Source organism: Microbacterium sp. GQ128 (assembly GCF_059758615.1).
Genome location: NZ_JCAXDY010000001.1, coordinates 1 through 21,189, shown reverse-complemented (window position 1 = coordinate 21,189; position 21,189 = coordinate 1). Strand labels below are relative to the sequence as shown.

Sequence of the window (21,189 nt, the reverse complement as noted above, 5' to 3'; positions counted from 1 at the left end):
GTCGCGTGCATGGTGACGATCACGACCGAGGTGGCGACGACGGCTCGTTGGGACGATGTGCAGCATGCTCTCACCGGAGGTGGCGACGGCGCGAGCTGCCAATGCATCTGGCCGGTGCTGAGCAACAAGGACTGGAACACGACCACGACTCCGCAGCGCATCGAGATGTTCCGCGCCGAGATCGACGAGGGGCCACCGCCCGGGATCATCGCCTACGTCGACGGCGATGCCGCCAGCTGGATCAGGATCGGGCCGCGCACCCGCCAGGCGCGCATCCCGCGAACGCGCATCATCGCCGCGGCGACCACCGAGCCGTTCGATGACGAGTCGGTCTGGGCGGTCACGTGCTTCGTCGTGCGGCGCGAGCACCGCGGTGCCGGGCTGAACCGGCCCCTCCTGGAAGCCGCCGTCGACTACGCCCGCGAATCCGGAGCGCGACTGATCGAGGGGTACCCGGTCGATACCCGCGGCGAGAAGCAGCGATCCAACGATCTGTTCCATGGCACGCTCGGCACGTTCCTCGCGGCCGGCTTCATCGAGAAGACCGAGCTCAAGCCGGGGCGCACCCTCGTCGCCCTCGAACTGGCCCCATGATCGCGTCACACCCGCGAGCCGCTAGCGTGAAGGCATGAGCGACGCGAGCCCGACCATCGACGATCCCGAACTCGGCACGTTCACCCGCGCCGTCTCCCAGCTCACCGACGGCTCGGTGCTCACGCACGACTGGTTCGTCGGCACGGTCTCGGTCGAGGGAGCGGAGATCGAGCTCATGCTCGAGGGCCAGACTCCCGACGACGTGGCGCCGCTGCTCCCCCGCATGCGCGACGTCGTCAAGCGGCTGCACATGTTGCGGCGGATCGCGACCGACGCCGTCGTCACGAACTTCAACACCGGCGAACCCGAGCGGCAGGACCTCGACGACGCCGCCTCCGATCTCGCCCTCGAAGCGATCGAGGTGACCCCCGACGGCACCGCCGTCCTGCACCTGACCGACACCTGCGGCGAGCACTTCCCCGAGGGGTACTGGCCGGCCGTGCACCTGGGCATCGACGACGCCGTCCAGCAGGTCACCGTCGAATCCTGACCCTGCGTATGCCTCACCCGACAGCGCCGGCGATCGGCCGACCCTACGATGGGGAGATGCAGCGCCGCGCCTCGCCCTCGCTCCTGGCCTGGGCCTTCCTCCCCTACGTCGCGGTCTCCGTTCTCCACGTCGTGCTGCTCGCCGTCGGAAGCCCGCTCGCCGGACCGACGAAGCTCCTGTTGATGCCGCTGCTCGCCATCCCCGTCCTCGCCGCCGCGCGGTGGCTCAAGCCCCCGATGACCCTCATCCTGCTCCTCGCAGCACTGCTCTTCTCATGGCTCGGCGACGGCGCCGGCGCGTTCTTCCCCGCGGCGCCGGAGCTCCCCCTGATGCTGCTGTTCTTCGGCATCGCCCATGTGGCATACATCCTGCTCTTCGCCCGCCATCTGAAAGTGCGGCGGATGCCGTGGTGGGCGCTGATCTACGCGCTCTGGTGGGTGACGATGATCGCCGTCCTCGGGCCGCACACCGGTGGCCTGCTGGTCGCGGTGGCGGTCTACGGCGTCGTGCTCGGCGGCACGGCGGCGTTCTCTGCACGATGCCACCCGCTGGTCGCGATCGGCGGCGCGTTCTTCCTCGCCAGCGACACTCTGCTGGCGTTTCGACTCTTCCTTCCCGACGGTCTTCCGGTGTGGAGCAGCCCGGCTGTGATGCTCACGTACACGCTCGGCCAAGGTCTCATCATCGCGGGCGCGCTGGTCACCCTGCGAAAGCGGACTGCCTGATGGATGCGGCACGCGTCGACAGCTGGCTCTGGGCGATCCGCGTCTACAAGACCCGGTCGGCTGCGACCACCGCATGCCGTGCCGGGCATGTACGCGTGAACGGCGACAAGGTGAAGGCCGCGCAGCAGGTGCGGGTGGGCGACGAGCTGCGCATCCGCATCGCCGGATTCGACCGGATCCTGATCGTGCGGCAGCTCCTCGTCAAGCGAGTCGGTGCCCCGGTGGCGGCGCTCGCCTACGAGGACAAGACGCCGGCGCGGGAACCGCAGGCCGCGTTGGGTCTCCGTGATCGTGGAGCCGGACGTCCGACCAAACGCGAGCGCCGCGACATCGACAAGCTCCGCGGGCGGAACCACGACCCAGAGGATTGATATTCCGTTATCCTCCCCGCATTCTTTCGAAGCTTTGTTCTAGAATAGGGGTATGGCCACCCGGACCGACATCGACCTCGAACTCGCGGAGCGACGCCGCGTACTCGAGGCCTGGGTAGAGAAACGACGGCGCATCGCCGCGCTCGAAGCCGAGGCCGCCGACCTGTTGGTCGAGCAGATCGTCCTCCACGATGCCGAGGTCGCAGCGAGCCCGTTCCATCGCGACGCGATCCACCGCTCCATGATCGCGGAGTTCTCCGCCGCGGGTCACGTGTCCCGCGGGTCGATGGACTTCGCGTTCGCCGACGCACAGGCGCTTCACGAACACCTCCCCGCAGTCCGTGCCGCATTCTCCGCGGGGTCCTTGAGCGCCGGCCACGTCCGGGAGATCGCCCGCGCGAGCGCGCTCGTGGCCGAAGCCATCCGCAACAAGAAGGTCGATGCCGACGTCATGGCGCTGTTCGAGACGGCGGTCCTCGTCGTCGCCGAGCAAGACACGGCTGCCCGCACCCGCGCGCACGCCAGGCAGGTCGCCAGCGCACTCATCGGCGAAAGCATCGGGGAACGGCATCGGCGAGCGGCCAAGGAACGCTGCGTGACCGTGAAGTCGCTCGACGACGGCCTCGCCCTGCTCACGGCAGTACTTCCCGAATGGATCGCGACCGCCATCTCCGACCGGCTGAGCCGGATGACCCGGGAAGTCGTGCGCGCGCGCCAGGATTCGGTACCCGATTTTCTGCCCTGGTGGTCGGAAGAAGACATCGATGCCCTGCATCCCGAAGACTTCGCGCTCGACGACCCGGCCTTCGACGCCTACGCCCCCGCGGCCAACGCCGACGCCGACGCTGCTGACGCCGACCCTGCTGACGCTGACGCTCACGCCGACGGGAGGATCTTCAGCGCCGACGGAGAAACGTTCGCGACCGATCCCGAGATCGAGCACATCCCTGCCGACGCGCGCACGTGGGCGCAGATCCGGGCCGACCTCTTCACCGACCTCCTCCTCGCCGGCGACCCGAGCCGCGCGCACGGCGACGGCCTCGGACGCATCCAAGGACGCGTCCAGGTGACGGTCGCCGCGACCACGCTCGCCGGCATCGACGATCAGCCGGCCGAGCTCGACGGACACGGCCCGTTGGACCCCGACGTAGCCCGCGCTCTCGCGGGAGGGAACAACGGATGGACCCGACTGTTCCTCGATGCCGCCGGGATGCTCGTCGAAACGGATACGTACACGCCGACCGAGGGTATGCGGCGGTTCCTCCGTGCTCGTGACCAGCACTGCCGCTTTCCCGGTTGCCGCATGCCCGTGCACCGCTGCGAAATCGACCACCAGCACGATCATGCCAAGGGCGGGAAGACGCGCCTCGACAACCTCGGCCACCTCTGCCGGACACACCACACTCTCAAGCACCCCGACATCCCCGACCCGCATCGGTGGGCGGCGCAGCAGGAACGAGACGGCAGCATCACCTGGCACAGTCCGCTCGGCCGCGCCTACTCCGATCCCCCGCCCCGACGGGTCATGTTCGTCTGACGCCGGTTCGGCGGATGAGCCTTGGCCCGCGGTGAGACGTCGGGATCAGTGATCGATCAGATCGCGCAACCATCCGGCCGATCGCACATGCTCGGCACCCCCGTGCTCGACCCGTTCGCGCAGTCCTCGGTCGCTGGTCACCGCGACCACGGTGCGCTTCGCGGCCACCAGACGCTCGACTTCGGCGACGATCGCGTCATCGCCCGCGGCATCGGCGCGGATGACCGACACATCACTCGCGTCGAAGTCGACACCGCGCGCCTGTCCCTCGACCACCATCGACACCTCCGGGAACCACGCGGAGCCCTCGAGTTCCAGGTCGGCGGCAGGCACGGTCAATCCCTCCAGCCGCCCGCGCAGCCGTCGGGCCGCCCCCGCGCGGTCCTTCCACCACCCGTCCGGCACCGATCCGACGACGTTCGCCGCGTCGACGACGACCACCGGCCGCACCTCGAGGAGTGCGCGCAGTGCCGGCCACGACGCGCCGAAGCCCGGATGCAGCGGCCGCGCATCGACCTGGTCGACCGGCACCCACTCGAGCGCCACGCTCTCGGGGTCGCTGATCACCGGGTCGAACGGCACCTGCACGTCGGCGATCACGGTCGTGTACGACCAGATGCCCAGATCGAGGACGCTCGTGAACCGCGGCCGCACCGCACCGTCCGGCACACCCGCTTCCTCCTGCGCCTCGCGGATCGCACCGACGATCGCGCTCTCGCCCTCGTGCAACGCTCCGCCGGGGAGACCCCAGGTGCCGCCGAAGTGGCTCCACGCCACACGATGCTGCAGCAGGATGCCACGAGCGGGATCGTACGCCAGCAGACCGGCAGCACCGAAGCGCCCCCAGTACTTCTCCCCCGACTCGGCCACGACCCACGCATCACCCGGATCCCGCGGCCCCTCGGGGCGACGCGGTTCACCAGCGGCAGGAGGTACGACAGTCACCCCCTCAGCCTTTCACAGCATCGGGGCATCGGCACCACGGCGCGACATGCGCCGGAACAGATCAGCGCTGGCGCTTCTCGCGCACGCGCATGTTGATCACGATCGGCGTGCCCTCGAACGAGTAGAGCTCGCGCAGACGCCGCTGGATGAACCGTCGGTATCCGGGATCGAGGAATCCGGTCGTGAACAGCACGAACGTCGGCGGACGCGTCGACGCCTGCGTGCCGAACAGGATGCGCGGCTGCTTGCCACCGCGCAGCGGGTGCGGGTGCTCGGCGACGAGCTCCGCGAGGAACGCGTTGAACTTGCCCGTCGGGATACGGCGGTCCCAGTTCTCCAGCGCCGTCTCCAGCGCGGGAACCAGCTTGTCGAGGTGACGACCGGTCTTGGCCGAGATGTTCACGCGCGGAGCCCAGGCGACGTGCGCCAGGTCCTGCTCGATCTCACGCTCGAGGTAGCGACGACGGTCGGCGTTCTCCAGGTCGTCGTCGTTCAGACGGTCCCACTTGTTGAACGCGAGCACGAGCGCGCGACCCGACTCCAGCACGAGGTCGATGATGCGCACGTCCTGCTCGCTGATCGTCTCGGAGACATCGAGCACGACGACCGCGACTTCGGCCTTCTCCAGCGCCGCAGAGGTACGGAGCGAGGCGTAGAAGTCCGCACCCTGCGCCATGTGCACGCGACGACGGATGCCGGCCGTGTCGACCAGACGCCACATCTTGCCGCCGAGCTCGACGACCTCGTCCACCGGGTCGCGGGTGGTGCCGGCCAGGTCGTTCACGACCACGCGCTCCTCGCCGGCCGCCTTGTTCAGCAGCGACGACTTGCCCACGTTCGGGCGACCGAGGATGGCGACACGACGCGGTCCACCGATCTCCTGCTTCGCGACGGCCGAGACTTCGGGGAGCTTCTTCAGCACGGCATCCAGCAGGTCGGCGACGCCGCGTCCGTGGATGGCCGACACCGGCCAGGGCTCGCCCAGGCCCAGGCTCCACAGGCCCGCCGTCTCCGGCTCCTGGCGGGCGTCATCGATCTTGTTGGCGACGAGGAACACCGGCTTGCCACTCTTGCGCAGCAGCTTCACGACGTGCTCGTCGGTCGAGGTGGCGCCGACCATCGCGTCGACCACGAACAGCACCATGTCGGCGAGGTCGATCGCGACCTCGGCCTGCATCGCGACCGAACGGTCGATGCCGCGGGCGTCGGGCTCCCAGCCGCCGGTGTCGACGAGGGAGAACCGCCGGTCGGCCCACTCGGCCTTGTACGTCACGCGGTCGCGGGTCACGCCGGGCGTGTCCTCCACGACGGCCTCGCGGCGGCCGAGGATGCGGTTGACGAGCGCGGACTTGCCCACGTTCGGCCGCCCCACGATCGCCACCACCGGAAGCGCCGGGCTGTAGTGGATGCCGTCCTCGCCGAGCGTGACACCCGCGAGAAGCTCTGCGTCCTCATCGTCCAGGTCGTAGTCGGCGAGCCCGGCGCGCAGGGTCTCCGCCCGCTGCTCGGCGAGATGCTCGTCGATCTGTTCCATCTTCTCGGCGAGCTGGTCGGGGCCGCCTTCGTATTCTTCGTCAGCCACGGTGTGCTCCTTGGATTCGCTCGATCACCGTGAGGACGGCGTCGATGGTCTGGGGGAAATCGAGTTCCGTCGAATCGACGACCTCGACGCCTTCTGCGGCGTTCAGGAAGTCGACGACGGCGCTGTCTGAGGCGTCGCGCTTGTGCAGCGCCGCGGCGACAGCTGCCGCGTTCTCGCCGGCGAGTTCGCCGGCACGTCGAGCGGCCCGCACTTCGGGGGCCGCGGTGAGGAGGATCCGCACGGGGGCATCCGGCGCGACGACGGTGGTGATGTCGCGACCTTCGACCACGACGGCCGGGTACGGGGACTCGGCGACGAGCGTGCGGAACAGCTCATTCACCTGGGCACGCACCGCGGGCACGCGCGCCACGCCACTCACGGCACCGGAGACCCGCGGGTCCCGGATGGCTTCGGTCACATCGGCATCGCCGACGCGCACGGTGCGGTCATCGGGGTCGAGCCCCAACTGCACCGGGAAATCGGATGCGGCGGCGAGGACCTCGTCGGCATCGGAAGTGTCGGCACCACGGTCCAGCACGTGCCAGGCGAGCGCCCGGTACGCGGACCCCGTGTCGAGGTAGCCGAGACCGAGCGTGCGGGCCACGGCCTTCGACACGCTCGACTTTCCGGAGCCGGCCGGCCCGTCGATGGCGATGAACTTCGTCGCGTCGGTGCCGTGTGCCGGTGCCGCGGACGGCGTGGTGGTGTCAGTCATTGGTGTTCCCCGCGATCCGCCAGCCGCGTTCCTGAAGTCCGGTGATCGCCCCGTGCAGTGCGGCGGGGTCGACGCTGATCTCCGCCAGGCCGAACTGCGCCCCGGGCGAATGCTCGAGTCGGAGGTCCTCGACGTTCACGCCGAGTTCCCCGAGCTCGCCGAACAGGCGGCCCAGTTGACCGGCGGTGTCGTCGACCATGACGACGAGCGACTCGAAGCGCTGGTTCTGCCCGTGCTTCCCGGGAAGTCGGTCGACGCCGTCGTTGCCCTGACGGATCGTCTCGGCGACGATGCGCCGGGCGCCCGGAGCGCTCGGCTCACGCAGCGCGGATGCGACCTCGGCGAGATCGCCCGCGAGGGCATCGAGGATCTCGACGACGGGACCGGCGTTGGCACCGAGGATCTGCACCCAGAGTTCGGGGGCCGAGGCGGCGATGCGCGTGGTGTCGCGCACCCCCTGGCCGGCCAGACGAAGCGCGCCCTCCTCGGCGTCGGCGAGACGGCCGGCGAGCAGACTCGCGACCACCTGCGGCACGTGCGAGGTGAGCGCGACAGAGCGGTCGTGCTCCTCCGGCGTCATCTCGAGCGGCATCGCACCCACGTCGAGGGCGAGGGCCTCGACCAGCGCGAGGTCGGCGGCCTTCGTGTCTTCGTCGCGGCACACGACCCAGGGACGACCGACGAAGAGGTCGGCGCGTGCCGAGATCGCTCCCCCGCGCTCGCGCCCGGCGAGCGGGTGGGAGCCGATGTAGCGGGTGAGGTCGACGCCGCGCGCCTGCAACGTGCGGAACGGCTCGAGCTTCACGCTGGCGACGTCGGTGACGACGGCCTCCGGGAACCTCTCGAGCTCGGCCTGGATCACGTCGGCGGTGACGTCGGGCGGCACGGCCACCACGATCAGAGCGGGCATGTCATCGTCGGCGGCGAGGCGACCGGCGCCGTAGTCGACCGCGAGGCGCAGCTGGGCGGGCGAGGCATCCGTCAGGACGACGTCGATGCCCTTCGACCGGAGCGCATGCCCGACGCTCGCGCCGAGCAGACCGGCACCGACGACGCGAACGGTGCCGGAGAGGCGCGGCGCGACGGTGCCTGCCCTCCGCGCCGTGGGCGCACTCGTCGTATCGGTCATTCGTTCTCCTGCTCGCCTGGCGCCTCGGCGACACCGGAATCACGGCGCGACAGAGTGAGAAGCGCGCCGAGTTCGATTTTAGTCAGTTCCCGCGTCTTCCCCGCCGGGAGGGTTCCCAGGTGGAGCGGTCCGAACTGTCGACGCACCAGTTCGGTGACGGGATGCCCGACCGCGGCGAGCATCCGGCGCACGATGCGGTTGCGTCCGGAGTGCAGCGTCAGCTCGACCAGGCTCGACCCGCGCGAGGTGTCCAGCAGACGCGCCTTGTCGGCGGCGATCGGACCGTCTTCGAGCTCGATGCCCTTCGTGAGCTTCGAGATCGTCTGCGGCAGCACCGTGCCCTCGACCTTGGCGATGTAGACCTTGGTCACGCCGAACGACGGGTGCGCGAGCACGTGCGCGAGCGCGCCGTCGTTGGTGAGGATCAGCAGACCGCTGGTCTCCGCGTCGAGGCGGCCGACGTTGTAGAGGCGCTCCTCGTAGTCTTCGGTGAAGCGACGGAGGTCGGGGCGACCGCTCTCGTCCTTCATGCTGCTGACGACGCCGGTGGGCTTGTTGAGCATGACGTAGCGCTTGGAGACGTCCAGCTGCACGGCGGTGCCGTCGACGTCGACGAGGTCGTGCTCCGGGTCGATCCGCCGGCCGAGCTCGGAGACGACGATGCCGTTGACGCGGATGCGTCCCTCGGTGATGTACTGCTCGACGACGCGGCGCGAAGCCACCCCGGCGCCGGCGAGCACCTTCTGCAGACGGATGCCCTCGGGCGCGCCCTCGGAGTCGGTGGAGGCGTCGAAGCCGGTCATCGGATGGTCCCTTCGTCGAAACCGTCTGCGCCGTCGTCGAGCAGAGGGGAGATCGGGGGCAGCTCGTCGAGCGAGTTGATGCCCAGGTGCTGCAGGAGTGCTTCGGTCGTGCCGTAGTTGATCGCGCCGGTCTCGGAGTCGGCGAACAGCTCCGTGATCAGACCGCGGGCGAGGAGGGTGCGCACGACGGAATCGACGTTCACCGCACGGATGGAGGCGACCTGACTTCGGGTCACCGGCTGCTTGTAGGCGATGACCGCCAGCGTCTCGAGCGCCGCCTGCGAGAGCCGCGCCGGAGCCTGCCCGCCCACGAACTCCGCGACCAGCGAATCGAGATCCTCGCGCACATACAGCCGCCAACCACCGCCGACCTCGCGGAGCTCGAAGCCACGGCGAGGGCCCTTGCCCTTCCCGTCGTAGTCGTCGACCAGCGTCTCGAGCGTCTGCCGCACGGCGGGCACCGGGGAGCCCACCGCGGCGGCCAGCGCCACGAGTCCGAGCGGCTCGTCGACGATGAGGAGGATGGCCTCGATGCGCTCGGACAGCGGGATCTCGGTAGCGTCTGTCGCCTCGTCCGACGTCGCCTCGTCGGAGGCCGGCTCCGCCACCTCGTCGACGGTCTCGGTCAGGTCATCGGTCATAGTCGGCCCCCAGGGTCGCAAGAGTCTCGTCCGACCAGGAGTCGGCTGCCCAGCGCAGCGTGAGCTCGCCGAGCGGTTCCAGTTGTTCGAAGGACAGCGCCGCGTGGCGGTACAGCTCCAGCACCGAGATGAAGCGTGCGACCACGATGCCGGGCTCGCTCACCCCCGAGACGAGCTCGCGGAAGCTCAGCGACTCCGTACCGCGGAGCAGCGTGACGACGATCGCGGCCTGCTCCCGGATGCTGACCAGCGGCGCGTGCAGGTGGTCGAGTCCGACGTGCGGGATCTCCTTGGGCGCGAAGGCTAGGAGCGCGAGCGCGGCGAAGTCGTCGGCAGTGAGCGACCACACCAGCTCGGGCGTCTGCTTGCGGTGCTTCTCGTCGAGCCGTGCGGCGCGGACGTGCCGACGGTCTTCGCGCTGCAGGCAACGGCCGAACCACGCCGAGACCTCCTTGAAGGCTCGGTACTGCAGCAGGCGTGCGAACAGCAGGTCGCGCGCCTCGAGCAGCGCGACGGCTTCGGCATCCACCAGTTCGCCCTGCGGGAGGAGTCCGGCCACCTTCATGTCGAGGAGCGTGGCGGCGACGACGAGGAACTCGGATGCCTGATCCAGCTCCTCATCGTTCTCGAGCTGACCGAGGTACGCGATGAACTCGTTCGTGACCGCGCTCAGCGAGACCTCGGTGATGTCCATCTCATGCTTCGAGATGAGGTTCAGGAGCAGGTCGAACGGGCCGTCGAAGTTGGACAGCGAGACCCGGAAGCCCGGATCGGTCGCGACCGTATCGCCCGCGCTCTCCTCGAGCGTCGCGTCGACGGACTCCTCGCTAGGCGACAGCGCCACGGGCGACCAGCTCCCGCGCCAGCCGCAGGTATGCCTGAGCGGCCGCGTGCTCGGGGGCGAACTCGGTGATGGGCACACCCGACACCGAGGCATCGGGGAACTTCACGGTGCGGCCGATCACGGTCTCCAGCACGTCGTCCCCGAACGCCTCGACCACGCGCTCGAGGACCTCGCGGGAGTGCAGCGTGCGCGGGTCGTACATGGTCGCCAGCAGACCGTCCATCGTGATGGAGGGGTTCAGCCGGTCGCGCACCTTGTCGATCGTCTCGATGAGCAGCGCCACACCGCGCAGCGCGAAGAACTCGCACTCGAGCGGGATGATCACGCCGTGTGCGGCGGTGAGGGCGTTGACCGTGAGGATGCCGAGCGAGGGCTGGCAGTCGATGAGGATGACGTCGTACTCCCCCGCGACCTGGCGCAGGACCCGGGCGAGGATCGTCTCACGGGCGACCTCGTTGACGAGGTGCACCTCGGCGGCCGACAGGTCGATGTTCGCGGGCATCACGTCGAGACCCTCGACGCTGGAGTGCACGATCGCGTCGTGGGCGTCGCGCTTCGTGTCGAGCAGGAGGTCGTAGATCGTCGGCACGTCGTGCGTCGGGATGCCGAGGCCGGCGGACAGTGCGCCCTGCGGGTCGAAGTCGACGGCGAGCACCTTCCGGCCGTACTCGGCGAGAGCTGCGGCCAGGTTGATGGAGGTCGTCGTCTTGCCGACGCCGCCCTTCTGGTTGCACAGCGCGATGATGCGTGCAGGACCGTGGGACTTCAACGGTTCCGGGATCGCGAACCCGTGATACGGACGGCCGGTGGGTCCCATGGGGGTCTCGTCGGCCTTCTGCGCCTTCGCCCTGGACTTCGCCACTTTCTCAGCCACCGATTCTCCTGCTCCTTCGTGCTTGGTCGATTGTACCGGTCGGCCCGTTCCTCAGCCGCCTCGGCACGCGGCACGGCGCCTCTCCCGCGTCTGCGGAGCTCAACGCGCGCGCGGGTGGGAGGTGGCGTAGATGTCCCGCAGGGTGTCCACCGAGACGTGCGTGTAGATCTGCGTCGTCGCGACCGACGAGTGCCCGAGGAGCTCCTGCACGACACGCACGTCGGCACCGCCCTGCAGCAGATGCGTCGCGAAGGAGTGCCGCAGCGTGTGCGGCGACACCTCGGAGGTGATCTGCGCCTTCTCGGCAGCCGCGCGGATCACGAGCCAGGCGCTCTGTCGCGACAGGGGTGCTCCGCGCGCGCCGAGGAACAGCCGGGCCGACGCGCGCCCCTTCGCCGCGAGTGCCGGGCGGACGCGGGTGAGGTAGGCATCGACCGCCGCGCGCGCGAACGACCCGATGGGCACGATGCGCTCCTTCGAGCCCTTGCCCCGCAGCCGCAGCACGTCGCCATGCGCCAGGTCGTCGACATCGAGTCCGATCGCCTCCGACACCCGGGCGCCGGTGGCGTAGAGAAGCTCCAGGAGGGCCCGGTCGCGCACGCCGATCGGGTCCTCGGCAGAGGGAGCCGCGAGCAGCCGCTCGACCTGATCGATGGTCAGTGCCTTCGGAAGGCGCCGCGGTGCCTTGGGCGGGCGCAGTCGCCCGCTCGGGTCGTCGACCTCCACGCCTTCGCGGGCGAGGAATCGATGCCAGCTCCGCACCGAGGATTGCAGCCGCGCCAGGCTCGACGAAGCCGGGGCCGGCTCGGCGGACGCGCGCGCGGCGATGAAGCGGTCGATCACCGCCGGGGTGACCTCCGACGTGTCGGTGACGCCTTCTGCCGCGAGCCACTCGCAGTAGCCGTCGAGATCGCGCCGATAGGCGGCGATCGTGTGCTCGCTCAGGCCGCGCTCGATCGTGACGTGACGCAGGTACGCGTCGAGGGCCCGCTCGAGCAGCATCCCTCAGCCCCGATCGCGCAGCCTCTGCGCCGCGGCCAGCATGCCGATCGTGAGGATGCCGTTGTGCATGCGGCCCTCGAGAACGGCATCCACCGCGTCGGCCAGCGGCACCCACTCGACGCGGATGTCTGCTTCCTCATCCTCGCGATCGTGCGGGTTCTCCGCCGACGAGATGCCCGTCGCGAGGAAGATGTGGATGACCTCGTCGTTGCCGCCGGGCGTGGTCCACGACGAGACCAGCGGCTCCCAGTGGGCGGCCACGAGGTCGGCCTCCTCCGCGAGCTCGCGCTGGGCGGCCGCGAGCGGCTCCTCCCCCTCGACATCGAGCAGGCCGGCGGGCAGCTCCCAGTCCCGATGACGGATCGGATGCCGGTACTGCTGGATCAGCAGAACCCGCCCGTCGTCATCGAGCGCGAGGATCGCCACCGCACCCGTGTGGTCGACGTACTGCCGCACGATCTCGCCATCGCCGTAGCGCACGCGGTCGGAGCGCACGTGCCAGACCCGGCCTTCGTAGACGAGGTCGCTCTGGAGCACCTCCGGCTCGAACGGTTCGTCCCGGAGGGGCTGGATCGACTCAGGCATCGGCCGTGACGTCATCGCTCACGTCGAACAGCTCGCTCGCACGGTGACGCTCGATCGCAGCGCCGACGAGCCCGCGGAACAGCGGGTGCGGCGCAGTGGGACGCGAGCGCAGTTCCGGGTGAGCCTGCGTGGCGATGTAGTACGGGTGCACGTCGCGCGGCAGCTCGACGTACTCCACCAGGTCGAGCTCGGGGTTGAGTCCGGAGAAGACCAGGCCGGCTTCCGTCAGACGGTCGCGGTAGGCGTTGTTGACCTCATAGCGGTGACGGTGCCGCTCGGAGGCCTCCGGCGCACCGTACAGCTCACGAGCGAGCGATCCTTCGGCGAGGGCCGCCTGGTACAGGCCGAGGCGCATCGTGCCGCCGAGGTCGCCGCCGTCGAGGATGTCGACCTGCTCCGCCATCGTGGCGATGACGGGCTCGGAGGTCTCCGGGTCGAACTCGCTCGAGGAGGCGCCGACGATGCCGGCCACATCGCGCGCGTACTCGATGACCATGCACTGCAGGCCGAGGCACAGACCGAGCGTCGGGATGCCCTGCTCGCGCGCGAACTTCAGGGCGCCGAGCTTGCCCTCGATGCCGCGGATGCCGAAGCCGCCGGGCACGCAGATGCCGTCGAGCTCGGCGAGCTGCTCCTGGGCGCCTTCCGGCGTCTCGCAGAGGTCCGAGGGGATCCAGCGGATGTTCACCTTGGTCTCCTGCGCGAAACCGCCGGCCTTGAGCGCCTCGGTCACCGAGAGGTAGGCGTCGGGCAGGTCGATGTACTTGCCGACCAGGCCGATCGTGACTTCGTGCTTGGGGTTGTGCACCGCGTGCAGCACCTTGCTCCAGCGCGTCCAGTCGACCTCTTCCGCGGCCTTCTGGTCGAGGCCGAGGCGGCGCACGATGTACGAGTCGAGACCCTGGTCGTTGAGCGTCGACGGGATGTCGTAGATGCTCGGCAGGTCGACGGTGTTGATGACGCCTTCGACGTCGACGTCGCACATGAGGGCGATCTTGTTGCGGTTGCTCGCGCTGACGGGACGGTCGCTGCGGAGCACGAGCGCGTCGGGCTGGATACCCACCTGACGGAGCGCCGCGACGGAGTGCTGCGTCGGCTTGGTCTTCTGCTCCCCCGACGCCCCCATGAACGGGACGAGCGACACGTGCACGAAGAACACGCTGTCGCGGCCGAGCTCATGACGGAGCTGGCGGGCGGACTCGAGGAACGGCTGCGACTCGATGTCGCCGACCGTGCCGCCGACCTCGGTGATGATCACGTCGGGGCGCGGGTCTTCGCTGGCCTGCAGCCGCATCCGACGCTTGATCTCGTCGGTGATGTGCGGGATGACCTGCACCGTGTCGCCGAGGTACTCGCCGCGGCGCTCGCGCGCGATCACCTGCGAGTAGATCTGGCCGGTGGTGACGTTGGCGGCCTCGGACAGGTTGATGTCGAGGAACCGCTCGTAGTGGCCGATGTCGAGGTCGGTCTCGGCGCCGTCGTCCGTGACGAAGACCTCACCGTGCTGGAACGGGTTCATCGTGCCGGGATCGACGTTCAGATAAGGGTCGAGCTTCTGCATCACGACGCGCAGACCGCGGGCCGTGAGGAGGTTGCCGAGGCTGGCCGCCGTCAGTCCCTTGCCCAAAGACGAAACGACACCACCAGTCACGAAGATGTGCTTGGTCGTGTCGTTCTTGGGTGCCGCGGAAGAAGAGTTCATCACGGGCTTCGATCCTATCAGGCGGTGGGGACGCGGAGGCTGAGAAGTTCACGCGCGTGGGTCAGTGCGGCATCCGAATCGGTGAGTCCGGACAGCAGACGGGCCATCTCGGCCTCTCGGTTCTCACCCTCGAGACGCCGGACGCTCGACGCCGTGACCGCGCCATCATTGGCCTTCACGACCGACAGGTGGTTGTTCGCGAACGCGGCGACCTGCGCGAGGTGCGTGACCGCGATGACTTGCGACTTCTCTGCGAGCCGGGCGAGTCGCCGCCCCACTTCGATGGCGGCGGCGCCTCCGATACCGGCATCGACCTCATCGAAGACGAACGTCGGGACCGGGTCGGTCGCGGCGATCACGACCTCGATCGCGAGCATCACGCGCGACAGCTCGCCGCCCGAGGCGCCCTTGGAGACGGAGCGTGGCTCGGCGCCCGGATGCGGGGCGAGGAGGATGGCGACGTCATCTCGACCGTGGGTGCTCTCGGCCCCCTCCGAGACGGCGACCTCGAGGCGCGCATCCGGCATGGCGAGGGCGTGCAGCTCGGCGGTGACCTCATCGCCGAGACGTGCAGCCGCCTCGGTGCGCGTCGCGGTGAGCGCGGCGGCATGCGCATCGAGTTCGGCTCGCGCCGCATCGCGCTCGGCGATGAGGCGTTCGATGCGATCGCCGTCGTCGTCGAGCTCGGCGAGGCGTGCCGAGCCGGTCTGCCAGAGCGCGAGAGCCTCGTCGAGCGATCCGTGCGCACGGATCAGCGTCCCGAGTGCCGCTCGACGCTCTTCGACGGCGGCGAGCTCGTGGGGGCCCGTCTCGTCGAGGTCGGCCAGGTACGCGGACAGGAGTCCGGCGGTGTCGGCGATCCGGTAACCGATGTCGGCGATGCTCTCGCCGATCTCGGTGAGCTTCGCATCGGCGGTGCGCTCGAGCAGACGACGCGCCTCCGCGACGAGGGCCGACGCATCGGGCTCACCGTCTTCACTCGAGAGCGCACCATGGGCGAGGGAGGCGGCCAGACGCAGCTCTTCGGCGTTCGCGAGTCGCTCCGCACGCTCGGCGAGCTCCTGGTCCTCCCCCGGCTCCGGCGCGGTCGCCTCGATCAGTGCGAGGGCTTCGCGCAGTCGTGCTGCTTCTTCCGCGCGGCGGTCGCGGTTCTCCGTGATCTCGGAGATCTCGGCGTCGAGTGTCCGCCAGCGGGAGAAGGAGGCGGCGTATGCCTCGAGCGCCTTCGCGATCGGAGCACCGCCGAAGCGGTCGAGGGCGTCGCGCTGCGCAGCCGCGGAGCGCAGACGCAGCTGCTCGGACTGTCCGTGGACCACGACGAGTTCTTCCGCGAGAGCCGAGAGCACTCCTGCCGGTGCGGCGCGGCCACCGACGCTCGCTCGGCTGCGGCCCTCGGCGCTCAGCGTGCGCGAGACGTACAGTTCGGCGTTACCGGCTCCAGCGGGCTCCAGCTCTCCCCCGGCGTCGGCGACGATCTCGGCGACATCGCCCTTCTCGGGGACGATCCAGACACCGGCGACCGAGGCCTGGGCGGCACCGGCGCGCACCGCACCGGAATCCGCGCGCTGACCCAGCAGCAGCCCGAGCCCCGTGACCACCATCGTCTTTCCGGCACCGGTCTCGCCGGTGATCGCCGTGAATCCCGGACCGAGGGGCAGCACGGCGTCGGCGATCACACCGAGGCCCTGCATCCGCATCTCCTCGATCATGACTGCGCCCCCTGCGCCTGTCCGCGCCATCCTTCGACGGGCAGCTGGAACTTGCGCACGAGCCGGTCGGTGAACGCCGTGGGGTGCAGGCGTGCGAGTCGCACCGGACGCGAAGACCGGCGGACCACGACGCGCGCGCCGGGCGGGAGGTCGTGCGAGCGTCGGCCGTCGCACCACAGGATGCCCGAGCCGTCGGTGCGCTCGAGCATCTCGATGGCGACCGAGGCATCGGGGCTGACGACGAGAGGCTTGGCGAAGAGCGCGTGCGCCGACAGCGGCACCACGGCGATCGCCTCGACGCTGGGCCAGATGACCGGTCCCCCGGCGGAGAAGTTGTAGGCGGTCGAGCCTGTGGGTGTGGAGACGACCATGCCGTCGCAACCGAAGCTCGACAGCGGGCGACCGTCGATCTCGAGCACGACCTCGATCATCCGCTCACGGCTGGCCTTCTCGACCGTGGCCTCGTTGAGGGCCCAGGTCTCGTAGACGACCGCGCCTGCGGCATCCTTCACCCGCACGGAGAGCGCGAGTCGTTCCTCGACCTCGTAGTCTCGGTCGATCACGCGGCGGACGGCCTTGTCCATGTCGTCGCGGTCGATCTCGGCGAGGAAGCCGACGTGGCCCATGTTGATGCCCAGCACGGGTGCGCCGCTGTCGCGGACGAGCTCGGCGGCACGGAGGATGGTCCCGTCGCCCCCCAGCACGATCGCCAGTTCGAGATCGGCAGGATCGACGGACACTCCGAGCACGTCGGCATCGGCGAAGAACCCGTCCACGGCCACGAGAGCCTCATGGTCGTCGGCGGCCAGCACCGGTCGGGCTCCGGCTTCCCGAAGGGCCCCGATCACCCGGCGGGCGGCGTCGACCGTGTCGACTCGGCCGGCGTGGGCGACGACCAGGATGCTGCGCTCGTTCATCGTCCTCCTGCCAGTCGGTTGATGCTGTCCAACCATTCTGTCGGATTGCTGCCCCGACCCGGCGCGAGGTGCACCAGATACTCGGCATTGCCGTGCGTTCCGAGGATCGGGGAGGGCAGGATGCCGAGCATCCCGAACCCGAGATCCCAGGCGGTCCACACGGTGCGGGCGACGGCGTCCGCGCGCGTCGCGGGGTCGGTGACCAGACCGCCGCGCACCGCGGTGCGCCCGACCTCGAACTGCGGCTTCACGAGCAGCAGGATGTCGGATCCCGGCTCGGTGATGACCGCCACCGCCGGCAGCACGAGCTCGAGAGAGATGAAAGAGAGGTCCCCGACCACGAGGTCGGGGGCGTCGCTCTCGCCGGTCGCGTCGGTGAGGTTCTCCCGCGTCATGTGACGCACGTTGTAGCCCTCGACGGCGACGACGCCGGGGTCTGCCGCGATCGACGCGGCGAGCTGACCGTGTCCGACGTCGACGGCGAGCACCTTGCGTGCGCCGCGCTCCCGGAGCACCTGCGTGAATCCTCCGGTGGACGCCCCCATGTCGAGCGCGAGGCGCCCCTCGACCGGGATCGCGAATCCGTCGAGGCCGGCGATGAGCTTGTGGGCCGCGCGACCGACATAGTGATCGGCGCCGGCGATCGTGATCTGCGCCTCATCGTCGACGGCGGTCGAAGCTTTCACCACCGGGCGGCCGTCGATGCTCACGAGACCATCGGCGATGAGTGTGGCCGCATGGCTGCGCGAGCGGGCGAGTCCTCGGGCGGCGAGGGCAGCGTCGAGTCGCGTCATCGGGATCCCGGGGTCTCCCGTTGGTCGAGCTTCGCGCCGCTTTCGAGGCGTCGGGAGAGCTCGTCGTGCAGGCTCGCGTACGCATCGGCTCGCGCCGGAAGAGGCTGCCCCTCGATCAGACGGAGGCGGCTCCACAGGCCGTCGGTCGGCGCACTCGTCGTCTCTTCGCTCACGGTTCCACTGTACGCGGCGCCTCCGACGGCGGTCGGAGCGACGCGAGTGGCCTCAGGGGCGATGGAAGGGGTCGTCGTAGAGGCGCTCGGGAACGCGCAGCACGAACACGGGTGTCCCCGATGCCCAGATCGCGGCTGCGCCGGCGCGCAGCAGGTCGATCTGCGATCCGGACTCCGCCACGATCTCGACGTCCGCCCCCACGACCCGTACGGCAGCGCCGTTCACATCGAACACGCCATCCCGTTCCGTGACCTCCGGATAGGGCGCGTGAAGCTCACGCAGGTCGCCGAGGATGTAGGTCGGACGCGAGCCCTCGGGAGTGGCCAGCACGTGCTTGGGACGGTCGATTCCGGTGAGGACGAGCACGGAGTCGATCCCGACCCGGCTCGCACCCATGATGTCGGTGTCGAGCCGGTCGCCGATGAACAGCGCCTTCTGCGCGCCGAATCGGGCGAGTGCCTCTTCGAAGATGGGCGCCTCGGGTTTGCCGGCGACGGTCGCCAAACGACCGATGGCCGTGTGCACCGCGGAGACGAGAGTGCCGTTCCCCGGTGCGACACCGCGCTCACGCGGGATCGTCCAGTCCGTGTTCGTGGCGATCCACGGGATCCCGCCCTCGTCTTCGGGGATCTTGAGGGCGAATGCCGCCTCGGCGAGGTCGGTCCACGCCACCTCCGGGGCGAACCCCTGGACGACGGCGCTCGGCGAATCCTCGGCGCTGCGCGTGACGGCGTAACCGGCCTTCTGGACCTCGTCGACGAGCCCATCGCCGCCGACGACCAGGATCGTCGCCGGCGCGGGCACGATCTTCGCCATCAACCGCATGGCCGCCTGCGGGCTCGTGACCACGTCGGCCGCATCGACGCGGAGGCCCAGGCTGCTGAGGTGCTCCGCGACGGATGCATCGGTGCGAGCCGCATTGTTGGTGATGTAACCGAGTCGCGCCGACTTCGCGGCCTCATTGAGGCTGTCGATCGCGTACGGCAGCGCGCCCGGGCCCGCGTAGACCACGCCATCGAGATCAGCGAGGATCGTGTCGACCCCATCGAGAGGCGTGCGCGGAGCACGCTTGCGTGAGAACAGCGCCACTACGCCTCCGGGTCCGTGTCGTCGGCCTCGTCCTCACCCAGGAGCTCCCGGACCTCGTCCTCGACCGAGGGCTCGGCCGCGGCCGGCTCGTCGGTGTCTGATCCGTCGGTGTCTGATCCGTCGGAGTCTGACTCATCGGCGTCTGACTCGTGGAAGTCATCGGCCTCAACTTCAGCTTCAGCTTCAGCTTCAACTTCAGCCTCCTCGAGGAACTCGCCCTCGATCATGCTGTCTTCGATGAAGATCTCCTCGTCGCCGGCCTCGTCGATGCCGAGTGCCTGGGCGGCGACCTCGGCGCGGTGCGCCCAGAACGCGGCCTCCTCCGTGCGCCCGAGATCCTCGAGAACAGCAGCACGAGCGGCGAACAGCGACGGGCTCCACTCGAATGCCCGATCCGGGTCGAGCTCCGGGATCTCGAGCTCGCCGAGTGCCAGCTCCAGATCGCCCTGGTCCAGACGCGCACCCGACATCGCGATCGCCAGAGCGACGCGTACCGGAGTCTCGAGGGCTGAGCGGTCGACTGCGCGGCCGGTCTCCAGCGCCCGATCGGAGCGACCGATGCCACGCTCGCTGTCGACCATCAGCGCGATCTGATCGTCCTTGCCCGAGATGCGTCGATAGGTGCGCAGTTCGCGGAGCGCGAGGGCGAAGTCGCCCGTCGCGTAAGCAGTGATGCCGAGGGTCTCACGGACGATCGCGATACGACCGGCACGGCGAGAAGCAGCGAGTGCATGCTCGTGGGCAAGCGCGGGGTCCTCGTCGATGAGTTTCGAAGCCATAGCCAGGTGACGCGCGACATGCTCCGCGTTCTCCTTGCTCAGGGTCTTGAGCTCGTTGCGAGCCGCCCCGTTGAGGTCGCGTGCCGTGATCTCATCAGGGATCTGCGGCTCGTCGAACCGCGGACGCTCGTTGGCCGCCTGAGCCGGACGCTCCCGGTTCGCGCCTCCGCGCTGCGGGAAGGAACGCGAGCGATCACGGTCGCCGCCGTCGCGACGGGGTGCAGAGTCGCGGCGCGGATCGGCACCGTCACGGTTGTAGCCGCCTCCCTCGCGACGCGGGGCTGCACCCTCACGGTTGTACCCGCCACCCTCACGGCGCGGAGCTCCACCATCACGGTTGTAGCCGCCGGCCTCGCGACGCGGGGCACCACCGTCGCGGTTGTAGCCACCTTCACGACGCGGGGCACCACCATCACGGTTGTAGCCACCTTCACGACGCGGGGCACCACCATCACGGTTGTAGCCACCTTCACGACGCGGGGCACCACCATCACGGTTGTACCCGCCGCTTTCACGGCGCGGGGCACCGCCATCACGGTTGTACCCACCACCCTCACGGCGCGGAGCTCCACCATCACGGTTGTAGCCACCTTCACGACGCGGGGCACGACCATCACGGTTGTACCCGCCGCTTTCACGGCGCGGGGCACCGCCATCACGGTTGTACCCACCACCCTCGCGACGCGGAGCACCACCATCACGGTTGTAGCCGCCGCCTTCACGGCGCGGGCCTCCACCATCACGGTTGTAGCCACCGCCTTCGCGACGCGGGGCACCGCCATCACGGTTGTAGCCACCTTCACGACGCGGGGCACCACCATCTCGGTTGTACCCGCCACCCTCGCGACGCGGAGCACCACCATCACGGTTGTAGCCACCTTCACGACGCGGGGCACCACCATCACGGTTGTACCCGCCGCCCTCACGGCGCGGGGCACCGCCATCACGGTTGTAGCCGCCACCCTCGCGACGCGGAGCACCACCATCACGGTTGTAACCACCCTCGCGGCGCGGAGCTGCGCCGTCACGGTTGTAGCCGCCACCCTCACGACGCGGGGCCGAGCCGTCACGGCTGTTCCCAGGGCGTCCGCCAGAAGCGCGATTGCCGCGCGATCCGCTGTCGTCGTTGCGACGCGGACGGCGCTCTTCCTCTTCTGGCATGATGCTCCCTGTTCTTTTCGAGTAAAC

The 21,189-nt window shown here is 69.5% G+C and carries 22 protein-coding genes; 5 read left to right on the top strand and 17 right to left on the bottom strand.

Annotated features, from left to right (window positions below):
- Positions 1-9 precede the first annotated feature (9 nt).
- From AC6CHX_RS00110 to AC6CHX_RS00090, 5 genes are read left to right on the top strand one after another with little or no spacing between them, the layout of a single operon-like run.
- Positions 10-594: a GNAT family N-acetyltransferase gene (locus AC6CHX_RS00110; protein ID WP_498271190.1), complete on the top strand. Its 585-nt coding sequence runs from the start codon at positions 10-12 to the stop codon at positions 592-594.
- Between the two features lie 34 nt (positions 595-628).
- Positions 629-1,084, top strand: a complete 456-nt coding sequence (locus AC6CHX_RS00105) for a hypothetical protein (protein WP_498271189.1) — start codon at positions 629-631, stop codon at positions 1,082-1,084.
- Positions 1,085-1,140: 56 nt separating this feature from the next.
- Positions 1,141-1,809 carry a lysoplasmalogenase family protein gene (locus tag AC6CHX_RS00100; protein ID WP_498271188.1) on the top strand — a complete coding sequence of 223 codons (669 nt, stop codon included), beginning with the start codon at positions 1,141-1,143 and terminating at the stop codon, positions 1,807-1,809.
- Positions 1,809-2,180 (top strand): RNA-binding S4 domain-containing protein, encoded by a 372-nt coding sequence (locus AC6CHX_RS00095; protein ID WP_376106993.1) that lies wholly within the window; start codon positions 1,809-1,811, stop codon positions 2,178-2,180. The genes AC6CHX_RS00100 and AC6CHX_RS00095 overlap by 1 nt, the downstream gene beginning before the upstream one ends.
- A gap of 52 nt (positions 2,181-2,232) precedes the next feature.
- The gene (locus AC6CHX_RS00090; protein ID WP_498271187.1) at positions 2,233-3,717 is read left to right on the top strand and encodes an HNH endonuclease signature motif containing protein; all 1,485 of its coding nucleotides are present in this window, start codon (positions 2,233-2,235) and stop codon (positions 3,715-3,717) included.
- A gap of 45 nt (positions 3,718-3,762) precedes the next feature.
- On the opposite strand, the gene AC6CHX_RS00085 is transcribed toward AC6CHX_RS00090, so the two are convergent.
- The 17 genes from AC6CHX_RS00085 to AC6CHX_RS00005 all read right to left on the bottom strand — a co-directional run bounded on the left by AC6CHX_RS00085 (position 3,763) and on the right by AC6CHX_RS00005 (position 21,162).
- Complete coding sequence (locus AC6CHX_RS00085; protein ID WP_498271186.1) at positions 3,763-4,662, bottom strand: NUDIX domain-containing protein; 900 nt, start codon at positions 4,660-4,662, stop codon at positions 3,763-3,765.
- 61 nt (positions 4,663-4,723) lie between these two features.
- A complete protein-coding gene (der, locus tag AC6CHX_RS00080; protein ID WP_498272006.1) occupies positions 4,724-6,196 on the bottom strand; it encodes a ribosome biogenesis GTPase Der in 1,473 nt (490 codons plus the stop codon).
- A 40-nt stretch (positions 6,197-6,236) separates the two neighbouring features.
- Positions 6,237-6,959 (bottom strand): (d)CMP kinase, encoded by a 723-nt coding sequence (cmk, locus tag AC6CHX_RS00075; RefSeq protein ID WP_498271185.1) that lies wholly within the window; start codon positions 6,957-6,959, stop codon positions 6,237-6,239.
- Entirely contained in the window at positions 6,952-8,088 is a 1,137-nt protein-coding gene (locus AC6CHX_RS00070) for a prephenate dehydrogenase (protein WP_498271184.1), read from the bottom strand. The genes cmk and AC6CHX_RS00070 overlap by 8 nt, the downstream gene beginning before the upstream one ends.
- A complete protein-coding gene (locus AC6CHX_RS00065; protein ID WP_498271183.1) occupies positions 8,085-8,891 on the bottom strand; it encodes a pseudouridine synthase in 807 nt (268 codons plus the stop codon). The genes AC6CHX_RS00070 and AC6CHX_RS00065 overlap by 4 nt, the downstream gene beginning before the upstream one ends.
- Positions 8,888-9,532 carry an SMC-Scp complex subunit ScpB gene (scpB, locus tag AC6CHX_RS00060; protein ID WP_498271182.1) on the bottom strand — a complete coding sequence of 215 codons (645 nt, stop codon included), beginning with the start codon at positions 9,530-9,532 and terminating at the stop codon, positions 8,888-8,890. Before scpB ends, AC6CHX_RS00065 begins: the two co-directional genes overlap by 4 nt.
- Positions 9,522-10,370, bottom strand: a complete 849-nt coding sequence (locus AC6CHX_RS00055) for a segregation and condensation protein A (RefSeq protein ID WP_376107246.1) — start codon at positions 10,368-10,370, stop codon at positions 9,522-9,524. The genes scpB and AC6CHX_RS00055 overlap by 11 nt, the downstream gene beginning before the upstream one ends.
- Positions 10,360-11,193: a ParA family protein gene (locus tag AC6CHX_RS00050; RefSeq protein WP_167381670.1), complete on the bottom strand. Its 834-nt coding sequence runs from the start codon at positions 11,191-11,193 to the stop codon at positions 10,360-10,362. The genes AC6CHX_RS00055 and AC6CHX_RS00050 overlap by 11 nt, the downstream gene beginning before the upstream one ends.
- Positions 11,194-11,349: 156 nt before the next feature.
- Positions 11,350-12,252, bottom strand: a complete 903-nt coding sequence (gene xerD / locus AC6CHX_RS00045; RefSeq protein WP_136042279.1) for a site-specific tyrosine recombinase XerD — start codon at positions 12,250-12,252, stop codon at positions 11,350-11,352.
- Between the two features lie 3 nt (positions 12,253-12,255).
- Positions 12,256-12,837 carry an NUDIX domain-containing protein gene (locus AC6CHX_RS00040; protein WP_498271181.1) on the bottom strand — a complete coding sequence of 194 codons (582 nt, stop codon included), beginning with the start codon at positions 12,835-12,837 and terminating at the stop codon, positions 12,256-12,258.
- Positions 12,830-14,539 (bottom strand): CTP synthase, encoded by a 1,710-nt coding sequence (pyrG, locus tag AC6CHX_RS00035; protein WP_136042282.1) that lies wholly within the window; start codon positions 14,537-14,539, stop codon positions 12,830-12,832. Before pyrG ends, AC6CHX_RS00040 begins: the two co-directional genes overlap by 8 nt.
- A 17-nt stretch (positions 14,540-14,556) precedes the next feature.
- Positions 14,557-16,248 carry a DNA repair protein RecN gene (recN, locus tag AC6CHX_RS00030; protein WP_498271180.1) on the bottom strand — a complete coding sequence of 564 codons (1,692 nt, stop codon included), beginning with the start codon at positions 16,246-16,248 and terminating at the stop codon, positions 14,557-14,559.
- On the bottom strand, positions 16,245-17,165 hold the full coding sequence (locus AC6CHX_RS00025) for an NAD kinase (protein ID WP_498271179.1): 921 nt from the start codon (positions 17,163-17,165) through the stop codon (positions 16,245-16,247). Before AC6CHX_RS00025 ends, recN begins: the two co-directional genes overlap by 4 nt.
- Positions 17,162-17,959 (bottom strand): TlyA family RNA methyltransferase, encoded by a 798-nt coding sequence (locus tag AC6CHX_RS00020; RefSeq protein WP_498271178.1) that lies wholly within the window; start codon positions 17,957-17,959, stop codon positions 17,162-17,164. Before AC6CHX_RS00020 ends, AC6CHX_RS00025 begins: the two co-directional genes overlap by 4 nt.
- Positions 17,956-18,132 carry a hypothetical protein gene (locus tag AC6CHX_RS00015; RefSeq protein WP_167381665.1) on the bottom strand — a complete coding sequence of 59 codons (177 nt, stop codon included), beginning with the start codon at positions 18,130-18,132 and terminating at the stop codon, positions 17,956-17,958. The genes AC6CHX_RS00020 and AC6CHX_RS00015 overlap by 4 nt, the downstream gene beginning before the upstream one ends.
- A 52-nt stretch (positions 18,133-18,184) precedes the next feature.
- Positions 18,185-19,222 (bottom strand): HAD-IIA family hydrolase, encoded by a 1,038-nt coding sequence (locus tag AC6CHX_RS00010; RefSeq protein ID WP_498271177.1) that lies wholly within the window; start codon positions 19,220-19,222, stop codon positions 18,185-18,187.
- Positions 19,222-21,162: a primosomal protein gene (locus AC6CHX_RS00005; RefSeq protein ID WP_498271176.1), complete on the bottom strand. Its 1,941-nt coding sequence runs from the start codon at positions 21,160-21,162 to the stop codon at positions 19,222-19,224. Before AC6CHX_RS00005 ends, AC6CHX_RS00010 begins: the two co-directional genes overlap by 1 nt.
- Between the last annotated feature and the right edge of the window lie 27 nt (positions 21,163-21,189).

Coding starts and splice junctions, on each gene's coding strand:
- AC6CHX_RS00110 (WP_498271190.1), top strand. CDS start 10: ATGGTGACGATCACGACCGAGGTGGCGACGACGGCTCGTTGGGACGAT.
- AC6CHX_RS00105 (WP_498271189.1), top strand. CDS start 629: ATGAGCGACGCGAGCCCGACCATCGACGATCCCGAACTCGGCACGTTC.
- AC6CHX_RS00100 (WP_498271188.1), top strand. CDS start 1,141: ATGCAGCGCCGCGCCTCGCCCTCGCTCCTGGCCTGGGCCTTCCTCCCC.
- AC6CHX_RS00095 (WP_376106993.1), top strand. CDS start 1,809: ATGGATGCGGCACGCGTCGACAGCTGGCTCTGGGCGATCCGCGTCTAC.
- AC6CHX_RS00090 (WP_498271187.1), top strand. CDS start 2,233: ATGGCCACCCGGACCGACATCGACCTCGAACTCGCGGAGCGACGCCGC.
- der (WP_498272006.1), bottom strand. CDS start 6,196: ATGGAACAGATCGACGAGCATCTCGCCGAGCAGCGGGCGGAGACCCTG.
- cmk (WP_498271185.1), bottom strand. CDS start 6,959: ATGACTGACACCACCACGCCGTCCGCGGCACCGGCACACGGCACCGAC.
- AC6CHX_RS00070 (WP_498271184.1), bottom strand. CDS start 8,088: ATGACCGATACGACGAGTGCGCCCACGGCGCGGAGGGCAGGCACCGTC.
- AC6CHX_RS00065 (WP_498271183.1), bottom strand. CDS start 8,891: ATGACCGGCTTCGACGCCTCCACCGACTCCGAGGGCGCGCCCGAGGGC.
- scpB (WP_498271182.1), bottom strand. CDS start 9,532: ATGACCGATGACCTGACCGAGACCGTCGACGAGGTGGCGGAGCCGGCC.
- AC6CHX_RS00050 (WP_167381670.1), bottom strand. CDS start 11,193: ATGGGACCCACCGGCCGTCCGTATCACGGGTTCGCGATCCCGGAACCG.
- xerD (WP_136042279.1), bottom strand. CDS start 12,252: ATGCTGCTCGAGCGGGCCCTCGACGCGTACCTGCGTCACGTCACGATC.
- AC6CHX_RS00040 (WP_498271181.1), bottom strand. CDS start 12,837: ATGCCTGAGTCGATCCAGCCCCTCCGGGACGAACCGTTCGAGCCGGAG.
- pyrG (WP_136042282.1), bottom strand. CDS start 14,539: ATGAACTCTTCTTCCGCGGCACCCAAGAACGACACGACCAAGCACATC.
- recN (WP_498271180.1), bottom strand. CDS start 16,248: ATGATCGAGGAGATGCGGATGCAGGGCCTCGGTGTGATCGCCGACGCC.
- AC6CHX_RS00025 (WP_498271179.1), bottom strand. CDS start 17,165: ATGAACGAGCGCAGCATCCTGGTCGTCGCCCACGCCGGCCGAGTCGAC.
- AC6CHX_RS00020 (WP_498271178.1), bottom strand. CDS start 17,959: ATGACGCGACTCGACGCTGCCCTCGCCGCCCGAGGACTCGCCCGCTCG.
- AC6CHX_RS00005 (WP_498271176.1), bottom strand. CDS start 21,162: ATGCCAGAAGAGGAAGAGCGCCGTCCGCGTCGCAACGACGACAGCGGA.